Here is a 9742-nt window from a genome sequence, read left to right on the forward strand (position 1 = left end):
CGTCGCGCACGAGGTGCTAAGGTCGCCGCGAACATGGTCGAGCTGAGGCCCCAGAATCGCACGCTGACGGGCGCGCTGCCCCGCGACCGCCCGAGCGCGGCCCGAGCCCACCGCGTCTACGTTGCGACCACCAACCACTGCAACCGCGCGTGCCCGTGGTGCAGCACCTGCTCGTCGCCGCGCGGCCAGACCTGGCTCTCGCTCGCGGACTACCTCGCGTGCTTCCCGGGCGCCGGGCTGTTCGAGGTCCAGCTCGAGGGCGGTGAGCCCACGCTCCACCCCCAGCTGCTCGAATTCGTCGACCTCGCCCGGGCCGAGCCCCGCTGTGTTCGGGTCGTGATCGTGACCAACGGCGTGGTCGTCCCGCGCGCGCCCGAGCAGCTGCGCGGCTGGCTTGCGCGGCTCGGCGCCCCCCTGACGATCAAGCTCTCGATCAACCACCACCTCCTCGCCCAGGATCGCGAGCTGCTCACGCTCGCCGCCGACATCCGCGCGGCGCTGCGCGAGCTCGGCGACGAGCGCGAGCTGGTCCTCAACGTCCGCCTCCGACGCGACGCCCCCGGCGAAGACGCCTGGGTGATCGAGGCCGTCCGCGAGGCCGGGCTGATCGAGCTGGCCAACGTGTTTCACCTTCAGGCCTACGGCTTCGCCGCCGAGCGCGAGGGCTGGGACGCCCCCTTCGTGGTCGGGACCAACTTCACGCTCGTCAACCCCGACGGCGAGACCCACGGGCCCGACCTGGTCGGCCGGTCCGAGGCCATGCGGGTGCTGCCATGAACGAGCGCGAAGCGGCCGGCTTCGTGCCCGAGCTTCGCCGCCGCAAGAGCGAGGCCTTCGACCTCGAGGCCACCAGCACAGCCGGCGAGGCGATCGAGCTCGAGCTGTGGGGCCAGCCGCGCTCGATCTACGCCAACGCCAATTTCTCGGTCTACAGCGCCCAGGTCTGCAACGCCCGCTGTCGCTTCTGCGTCGAGGAGCTGCGCCCGGCCTCGCGCGGGCGCGCGCTCGAGCGTCAGCGCAGCGTCGAGCCCGACGACGAGCGCTACTTCGCCGCCCTCGCCGCGTCGCTCGAGGCCCTCCGCCCGCTCGGACCGACGATCTCGATCACCGGGGGCGAGCCCAGCAAAGATCCGCGCTTGCCCCGGATCCTCGCGCTCGCGCAGCGCTACCCGTCCAAGCGTCGCTCGCTCACGACCAACGCCTCGGGCCTCCTCGATGTCCGCGAGGGCCGGCGGATCATCGACCACATCGTCGACGCCGGGGTCGAGCACCTCAACATCAGCCGCGCCCACCCCGACCACGAGCACAACGCGCGGCTGATGGTGTTCCGCGAGGGGCTCGAGCTCGAGCAGCTCCGCGAGGTCGTGGCCACGGCCGCGCGCGGGGGCTGTCGCGTGCGGCTCTCGTGCGTGTTGGTCGAGCGGGCGGTCGACTCGCTCGACAAGATCCGCGCCTACCTCGACTTCGCCGGGTCGATCGGGGTCGACAACGTGATCTTTCGTCAGCTGATGCACGTCGATCGCAGCTCGGTCGCCGAGAACTTCGTCGTCGCGTTTAGCGATCGCAGGCGCACCCAGCTCGAGCCGCTCCTCGATCAGATCAGCGAGGATCCCGAGTTCGAATTTCAGCGGCAGATCGTTGGGTACTACTACTACGTCGAGGTCTGGCGCCGCCGCGGGATCGACGTGGTGTTCGAGGAGGCCGACCTCGGCCAGCTCGAGCGGACCAAGCAGACCATGCCCGGGCTGATCCATGAGCTGATCTTTCACCCCAACGCGAGGCTGGCCTCGACCTGGCAGCCGTGGGACGGCGTGCTCGGGCCGCCGCCGAGCGAGGCCCTCGCGTGATCCGGGCCGCCCTGCCCTACCTCGGCGACAACCTGCTGATGCTCGCCGATGTCCTGACCGAGCTCGAGCTGGCCGGGATCGATGAGCCGGTGCTGCTGCGGGCGAGCGAGGGCGAGAAGCTCGAGCGCATCCTCGCCCACGGCACCGACCGCGCCGGCTACCCCGGCGACCGGCGCTGGCGTCACGATCCCGCGATCGCCCACGAGGACGTGATCCTCGCGACCACGCCGCAGGAGAATCGAGACGGCGAGGCCGAGCCCGAGCGCTCGACCTCGCTGAAGAAGTTCGCGGTCATCGATGCGCCCTTGCTGCTGATCTACGAAGCCGCCGCGCTCGAGCGCCTCCGGCCCAAGGAGTATCGCTTCGTGGATCCGCGCGCCAAGCTCGGCGCGCTGCGGGCGGTGTTCACGATCGCCAAGCACGCGCTGCCCGAGGGGTGGCTTCGGCCGGCCGAGGGCATGGCCTACCGGGCCGTGGTCGAGCGCGCGCTCGACCCGAGCGGCGCGGCGCGGGGCGTGGTCGTCGAGGTCGGCTGCTGGCTCGGGCGCAGCACCTCGTACATCGCCCGTCTGTGCCACGCTCGCGGCGCGAGGCTCGTGTGCGTCGACACCTGGGCGGGCTCGAGCGATCGCTTCGACGCGGCCTACCGCGAGCTGCTCGCTGCTCGAGACGTCGAGGCCGAGTTCGCCGCCCACCTCGACGCGCTCGGGGTTCGGGTCGAGCGTCGGCGGGTGCCCTCGGTCGAGGCCGCGGCCGGGTTCGAGCGCGGCAGCGTCGATCTCGTGTTCCTCGACGCGTCCCACGACGAGGCCGCGGTCGCCGAAGACATCGCCGCCTGGCGACCGAAGCTGCGCCCCGGGGGCGTGCTCGCGGGCCACGACTACGCCGAGAGTCACCCGGGCGTCATCGCGGCCGTCGACCGGGCGGCTCGCGGGCTCGGCTGCGCGGTGCGGCGCGGGCCCGGGAGTCTGTGGTGGTTCGAGTGAAAGGGCGGCTCGATCCAGACCTCGCCGATCACCTCGCACACCAACGCGAGCGTCATCCCCATGCTCGCCATCCTCTCGTGGGCCCGCGGGGCTGTTGCCCCGCCCAGCTGCAGCTTTGCCCCGCCCTGTTCTGCGCCGGCGACGACCCGTCCCAGACCTCGGCCTCCACCGCCCAGCGCACCCCCAAACGGGGCCTGCACGCCCAGCTCACGGTCCGCTGATGGTCCCCGTCTACATCGCGACCGGCGCTTTCGACTGCGGCAAGACCACGACGCTCGAGTGGCTGCGCGAGCACCACGGGCTACGCATCCACGGCGAGGCCCACCTGCGCGCGCTGGCCTCCTGGGGTGATCGGACCGCGGGTCACCCGCCCGATCGCGGCTTCACGCGGATCGAAGATCCCGAGCACTCGTGCCCGATGTGCCGTCCACGAGCCTTCGCCGAGCGGGTCCTCGAGGAGCAGCGCGCGATCGAAGGGTCCGCGCAGCCCGGCGACATCCTCGAACGTGGCTACCTCGATCCGATCGAGATGCTGCTTCGCAACAGCGGTGGTCCACGCCCGGCGTGGACACCGATCGCCCGCTACGCGCGGGTCTTCTTGTTCGAGGTCATGCCCGCGCTCCAGCGGCCGCGCTGGGGCAAGTCGGTCGAGCGGCGGATCGCCGAGGCGCAGGCGATCAACGAGCGACTCGAGCGGATGTATGGCGAGGCGGGCCACGAGGTGGTTCGCATAGGACCCGGCGCGGTCGAGGCTCGGGCGGCGAGGCTCCGCGTTCATCTCACGCCATGATGCCTCGGCGACCGGGTCGAGCCGGGTGATGCTTGGCGGCCTGGTCATGCATCGAACGTGGCTCGGCAGCGGGCCAGCGACCCGCTGCCGGGCCACTCAGCGCGAAGCCCTTCGTTCTAAATTGTCGTAATGACTGAATTCACCCCTGGCCCGCCGATTGCGAGTAGGAGCTGCGATGGCCCAACTCGAGCAACTCGCCAGCGCCCACGAGAGCCTCGTCGAGCTCCTTCGAAACATGCCCCGGCGCGCGCTGGCCAAGATCGTGTGCGCCGCAGGAGAGATTTCTTTGGCCAAGGTCGCAGAGATCCACGAGCGCACCCCGAGCGTCGAGGTCTCTGGCCTGGCCCGGGCCGCCCGCAAGAGCTCCGCCGACCTCGTCTTGGTCGTTCACACCTTCGATGGCCGGATCTTCGTAATTTGGGTCTTCGAGGTTCAACTCAGCTGGGACCCCGAGAAACGCTGGATCTGGGCGTTGTTGCAAGCCGCGTTCGCGGCTGAGTCCCGTGCGAAGGCGGTGGTGGTCGTGGTCGCACCCAACCCGCGACTACGCGAGCGGATGCGCAAGAAGCTGGCGCCGCTACTCGCGCCTCCGCTGGTCTTTCTCGAACCGGATCAGATCGAGCTGATCGACGACGCAGACGAGGCCCGCCGCCGGCCGCTGGAGACGATCCTCGGCGCCGTCTACCACGCCCGCGAAGACTCGCCATTCTCCGCTCGGGTGGCCGGGATCCGGGCCGCACTGGTTGCGCTGCAGACACTCGATTCCGCGAGTTGCCGGCGCTACACTGTGCTCGTCATGTCGATCGCCCCCACCGCCGTCGTTCAACAGGCCATGGAGGAGCTGCGCGAGCGTGGCGAACTCGACGAAGGTCGGTTCGAGACCTTCACCGAGATGGAGCGCGAGGGCTACAGCTTCAATCATGGCCGTGAAGAAGGGCGCCAAGAAGGGCTGCGCATCGGTCAGATCCTGACCCTTCGTCGGGCGCTCGTCGACGTCCTCGGGCTGAGGGGCTTCGCCCTGAGCGGGGCGCAGCGCGGGCGAATCGAGACCTGCGGCGACCTCGAGACGCTCGAGCGTTGGTACGACGCGGCCCGATCACTCGCCGTCGACGCGACCCTCGATCAGGTCTTCGACGGCTGACCCTCGACGGCGGGGTCAGCAGAGCACCGTCTTGGACGAGAGCTCGCGCAGCTCTTGGTCGCGCGCGTGCCGTCGTGCGACCCTCGGCCCGTGAGGCACGCGAGCGCCACGATCGGAGCCATCCTCGTCGTCATGTTTGCGGGCGCCTGCAGGGCAGCGCCGCAACCGAGCGAGCCCGCGCCGCGCCCCGCCCCCGCGGCCGAGCCCGCGCCGGTCGACCCCGAGCCCGAACCCGAGCCCGAACGCTGGCCCGAGCCCGAGCTGGAGCTCGAGCAGATCGCAGGCGTCCACTACCTCGAAGTCGTGACCGGCGACGCCGACGCCGACGCCGAGCTCCCGATGGTCGTCGCGCTCCACGGCAACGGCGCCTTCCCGCGGCTGATGGAGGCCGCGCTGCTCCAAAATCCGGGCGACGCCGAGCACCCGGCCGCGCCCTACGACGCACCCGCGCGCTTCATCTTCTTGCGCGGAACCGAGGCCGTCGACCCGCCCGGCCACGCCCGGTGGTTCTCGATCACCGCCAACGAGGCCCAGGCCAGCGCCGAGCAGCTCGCCGAGCTGTCAGCCCAGATCGAAGCTCGGTCCAACACCGTCGCCGACGCGATCGCAGCCCTGACCGAGGCCCGGCCGACCGTCGGCAAGCCGATCATCACGGGCCACTCCCAGGGCGGGATCTTGACCTTCGGCCTCGCCGTCAGCCACCCCGAGCAGTTCGCCGCCGCGTTCCCGGTCGCCGGGTGGCTGCCCGCGCCGCTGTGGCCGAAGCAGCCCGCGAACGAGGTTGCCCGCAAGCTCCGGATCGTCGCGCTCCACGGCGCCGACGACACCACCGTCAGCTTCATCGAGTCCGAGGCCGCCGTGGAGGCGCTCGCCAAGCTCGGCTACGACATCACCCTCCATCCCTACCCGGGGGTGAGGCACTCCTTCTCGCCGATGCTCGCCGAGCTCCGCGCGCTGCTCGAGCGCGCCTGAAGCCGAGCTCGCCGTGGCCGTGACTCCCCCCCCGCGCGACGACCTGCTGTTGCTGTGCCCGCGCGAGCGTGATGACGCGGCTCGCTGCGCGGCGAAGTCTGGCAGCTCCCCCCGGTCACGACTGAGCTGAGGGCTCAGGGCAGCGCGATCGGCAGCACGTACTCGTGGACAGCGATCACATGGCAGGCGCTGCCGCCGATCACGAACAGATGCCAGATCAGATGGTGATAGCGCACGCTCCTCATCTGAAAGAACACGACCCCGACCGTGTACGACAGCCCGCCCAAGATCAGCCACACCAGCCCAGCCCCGGGCACCGCCGCCATGACCTCGGCCGGCGCGACCATGACCATCCAGCCCATCACCACGTAGGACACGACCGAGAGCTTGTCGACGCCGGTCTCGAAGTCGTTGGGCTTGAGCAGCTTGCGCACGGTGCCGACCAGCGCCAGGCTCCAGATCGCGCCAAACATGATGTAGCCCGTGCGGTTGTGCAGCGCGACCAGGGTGAAGGGCGTGTAGGTCCCGGCGATCAGCAGGTAGATCGCGGCGAGGTCGGCGATGTGGAAGAACTCCTTGGCCCGCCCGGCCGGCAGGGCGTGGTTGAGCATCGACGTGAAGTACAAGGCGATGAGCGAGGCGCCGAACACGACGGCGCTCGTCACGTGCAGGGCGCCCTGGCCGAGCACCGAGACCGTCATCACGATCAGCGCGGCGATCGACAGCAAGATCCCGACGCCAGCCGAGACCGCGTTGGCCAGCTCCTCGCGCGGAGTAAATTTTTCTTCGAGCATGATGATGTGCGCTGAGCTCTGCTCAGCAGCCGGGCTCCGCCCCCAGTTCGGGGTCACTCAAGGGTACTTGACGAAGTCCTCGCTGCCGCCTGCGCCCGGCTTGCCCTTGCCGCCGAAGTTGTCGACGCCGTAGCGACGCCCCTCGCGGCGCAAGGTGCCATGGATGCGGTCCCAGAACATCAGGTGCTGACCGAAGTTCACGTGGAAGTACACGTGGTGATCATCGTGGTACATGCTCGGCCCCTGCCACGGGATCCGCGAGACCAGGCGCACGCCCGAGTGATCGATGATGTTGAACACCAACACGTAGCCGAGCACGACGATCACCGACGCCACGTGAAAGGGCATCACGAACAGCGGCAGGAAGGTCGCGGCCTGAAGCGAGAGCAGCTCGAGCGGGTGCATGGCCACGACCACGAAGGGCGAGGTCGCGATGTAGCGGTGGTGGTAGCGATGGATGCGCTTGAACAGCGGCTTGAGGTGCATGGCCCGGTGGGTGTAGTAGGCCAGCCCGTCCATCAGCACGAACAAGAGCGCGGTGCTGCCGAGGGTGTAGAGCCAGCCGTAGTCGGCGACCTCGGTGTAGAGCTTGGGCAGCTCCCAGCCCTGGAGGTACGCGTAGACGAGGTTGCCCGAGACGAAGCCGCCGATGCTGAGGTTGATGGTGCTCAGGATCGCGGCCTGGCGCTGCTGGTCCGGACGCAGGAAGCGCTTGGGCTGACACTTCCAGGTCTCGGGCTCGTGACCGCGGCGCACGTAGTAGCGGACGTGGTAGTAGCCCGCGACGATCCACAAGACCGCCACGCCGACGAGCATCGATGCACCGACGATGCTCGCCCACATCAGCCAGTCCATCTCGTGGTCGAGCATGGCGCGAAAGTAGCAGGGCTCGGCCGCGCTGCACAGCTGATCGAGGGCCTCGCGCGAGCTCAGCTCGTAGGTGACCCCCGGGCACGCAGGCGAGCTACGCGAGCGCTTGCAATCTCAGGATCGACGCCGTAGACAGCACGCCCGACGCCGCCCATGTCCGCCGCCACCCGCGAACAATTCGACCCCGTCCCAACCCTCGCCGAAGAGCTGAAGCTGCCGCCAAGCGGCGTGCTCGCCGTCGTCGGCCTGCTCGCCGAAGGCGCGACGGTGCCCTTCATCGCGCGCTACCGAAAAGAGGCGACCGGTGGCCTCGACGAGGTCCAGATCCGCGCGATCGAAGAGCGCCGCGGCTACCTCGTCGAGCTCGAGGATCGTCGCGCGGCGATCCTCTCGTCGATCCGCGACCAGGCCAAGCTGACCCCCGCGCTCGAGGCCAAGCTCCGCGCGGCGACCACCAAGCAGGCGCTCGAGGATCTCTACCTCCCGTTCAAGCCCAAGCGACGGACCAAGGCCACGATCGCGCACGAGCGGGGCCTCGCTCCGCTCGCCGCCCGGATCCTCGCCCAGCCGCGCGACGGCGCGCCCGAGCGCGAGGCCGTCGCGTTCGTCAACCCCAAGCTCGACGTGCCCGACGCCCAGACCGCGCTCGCGGGCGCCCGCGACATCGTGATCGAGGCCGTCGTCGAGCAACCCGAGGCCCGCGCGGCCGTCCGCGAGCACTACGCCAAACGCGGCGTGCTCGAGACCCGCGCGATGCCCAGCGTCGACGTCGAGGCCCCGAACAAATTCGCCGACTGGTTTGACTGGGCCGAGCCCGCGGCCAAGATCCCCTCGCACCGCTATCTGGCGATCAGGCGGGGCGAGAAAGAGGGCGTGCTGCGCTCGGCGATCCGGGTCGAGCCTGCGCTGGTCCAGCCCGGGCTCGAGGCGATGATGAAGGTCGACGCCGCCTCGCCCTTCGCCGAGGAGCTCCGCGCGGCGATCGACAAGGCCGTGCGCGGGCGCCTCGGGATCGGCGTCGAGATCGACGTCCGCGTCGAGCTCAAGCAACGGGCCGACCGCGAGGCCGTCGAGGTCTTCGCCGACAACCTGGCCAACTTGCTGCTCGCCGCGCCGCTCGGGGCCGTGCCCGTGGTCGGCATTGATCCTGGCCTCCGGACCGGGTGCAAGTGCGCGGCCGTCGACGCGACCGGCAAGTTCATCGAGACCGCGACGATCTTCCCGGTCAGGAACGAAGACCGGGCCGCGCGCGAGCTCGCCGCCTTTATCCAGCGCCACAAGCCCGGGGCGATCGCGGTCGGCAACGGGACCGGCGGGCGCGAGACCGAGGCCCTCGCCCGGCGGGTGGTCTCCGGGCTCGAGCTCGCCGAGGGCGCGCGCCCGATCGTCGTCAGCGTCAGCGAGGCCGGGGCCAGCATCTACTCGGCTTCCGAGATCGCGCGCGATGAGTTCCCCGACCTCGACCTGACCGTGCGCGGAGCGATCTCGATCGCCCGGCGGCTCCAGGACCCCCTCGCCGAGCTGGTCAAGATCGATCCCAAGTCGATCGGCGTGGGTCAGTACCAGCACGACGTCCAGCAGACCTTGCTGCGGCGCAAGCTCCACGAGGTGATCGAGAGCTGCGTCAACCGGGTCGGCGTCGAGCTCAACACCGCGAGCGCGCCGCTGCTCAGCTACGTGGCCGGGATCGGCGACTCGCTGGCCAAGGAGATCGTCGCCCACCGCGAGCGCAGCGGCGCGTTCGAGGGTCGGGCCGCGCTCCACTCGGTCCGCGGGCTCGGGCCCAAGACCTTCGAGCAGGCCGCGGGCTTTTTGCGCGTGCGCGAGAGCTCCGAGCCCCTCGATCGCTCGGCCGTCCACCCCGAACGCTACGCCCTCGTCGAGCGGATGGCCGCCGACCTCGGGGTCACGAGCGCGCAGCTCGTCGGCAACGCGAAGCTGGTCGAGCGTATCGACATCCGCCGCTACGTCGACGACTCGGTCGGCGAGCCGACCCTGCGCGACATCGTCGCGGAGTTGCAAAAGCCCGGCCGTGACCCCCGGGCGAAGTTCGAGGCTCCGCAGTTTCGCGACGACGTCCATGAGGTTAGCGATCTCGAGGTCGGCATGACCCTCGAGGGTGTGGTTACCAACGTGACTAACTTTGGGGCGTTCGTGGATGTCGGCGTGCATCAAGATGGGCTGGTTCACATCAGCGAGCTGAGTGACAAGTGGATCGATGATCCGCGTAAGGTCGTGAAGGTCGGCGACAAGCTGAAGGTCCGGGTGTTGAGCGTCGATCTCGAGCGTAAGCGGATCGGGCTCACGGCCAAGCGCGACGCGGGGCGGGGGCGGGACAAGGG

Annotated in this window: 9 protein-coding genes; 7 read left to right on the forward strand and 2 right to left on the reverse strand. The window is 69.8% G+C overall.

From position 1 onward, the window contains the following. Window positions 1-33: 33 nt before the first annotated feature. From ENSA5_RS21780 to ENSA5_RS21805, 6 genes are all read left to right on the forward strand, one after another. Window positions 34-777 (forward strand): radical SAM protein, encoded by a 744-nt coding sequence (locus tag ENSA5_RS21780; protein WP_106393610.1) that lies wholly within the window; start codon window positions 34-36, stop codon window positions 775-777. After that, window positions 774-1847, forward strand: a complete 1074-nt coding sequence (locus ENSA5_RS21785) for a radical SAM family protein (RefSeq protein ID WP_258182959.1) — start codon at window positions 774-776, stop codon at window positions 1845-1847. The genes ENSA5_RS21780 and ENSA5_RS21785 overlap by 4 nt, the downstream gene beginning before the upstream one ends. Further along, window positions 1844-2833, forward strand: coding sequence for a class I SAM-dependent methyltransferase (locus tag ENSA5_RS21790; protein WP_258182960.1), 990 nt, complete (start codon window positions 1844-1846; stop codon window positions 2831-2833). The genes ENSA5_RS21785 and ENSA5_RS21790 overlap by 4 nt, the downstream gene beginning before the upstream one ends. Window positions 2834-3053: 220 nt before the next feature. Beyond that, entirely contained in the window at window positions 3054-3623 is a 570-nt protein-coding gene (locus ENSA5_RS21795) for an ATP/GTP-binding protein (RefSeq protein ID WP_106393611.1), read from the forward strand. A 175-nt stretch (window positions 3624-3798) separates the two neighbouring features. Further along, window positions 3799-4764, forward strand: a complete 966-nt coding sequence (locus ENSA5_RS21800) for a hypothetical protein (RefSeq protein ID WP_106393612.1) — start codon at window positions 3799-3801, stop codon at window positions 4762-4764. Window positions 4765-4854: 90 nt separating this feature from the next. Continuing rightward, a complete protein-coding gene (locus tag ENSA5_RS21805; RefSeq protein ID WP_106393613.1) occupies window positions 4855-5736 on the forward strand; it encodes an alpha/beta hydrolase in 882 nt (293 codons plus the stop codon). A 134-nt stretch (window positions 5737-5870) separates the two neighbouring features. On the opposite strand, the gene trhA is transcribed toward ENSA5_RS21805, so the two are convergent. Both trhA and ENSA5_RS21815 read right to left on the reverse strand, forming a co-directional pair. Continuing rightward, complete coding sequence (trhA, locus tag ENSA5_RS21810) at window positions 5871-6530, reverse strand: PAQR family membrane homeostasis protein TrhA (RefSeq protein WP_106393614.1); 660 nt, start codon at window positions 6528-6530, stop codon at window positions 5871-5873. Between the two features lie 57 nt (window positions 6531-6587). Next, the gene (locus ENSA5_RS21815) at window positions 6588-7400 is read right to left on the reverse strand and encodes a sterol desaturase family protein (protein WP_106393615.1); all 813 of its coding nucleotides are present in this window, start codon (window positions 7398-7400) and stop codon (window positions 6588-6590) included. 153 nt (window positions 7401-7553) lie between these two features. On the opposite strand from ENSA5_RS21815, the gene ENSA5_RS21820 reads away from it, so the two are divergent. Then, window positions 7554-9742, forward strand: a 2189-nt coding sequence (locus ENSA5_RS21820; protein WP_106393616.1) for a Tex family protein, incomplete at its 3' end; no start/stop codon positions are given.

Origin of the sequence: Enhygromyxa salina, from assembly GCF_002994615.1 — a bacterium.
Classification (GTDB): Bacteria; Myxococcota_A; Polyangia; order Nannocystales; family Nannocystaceae; genus Plesiocystis; species Plesiocystis salina_A.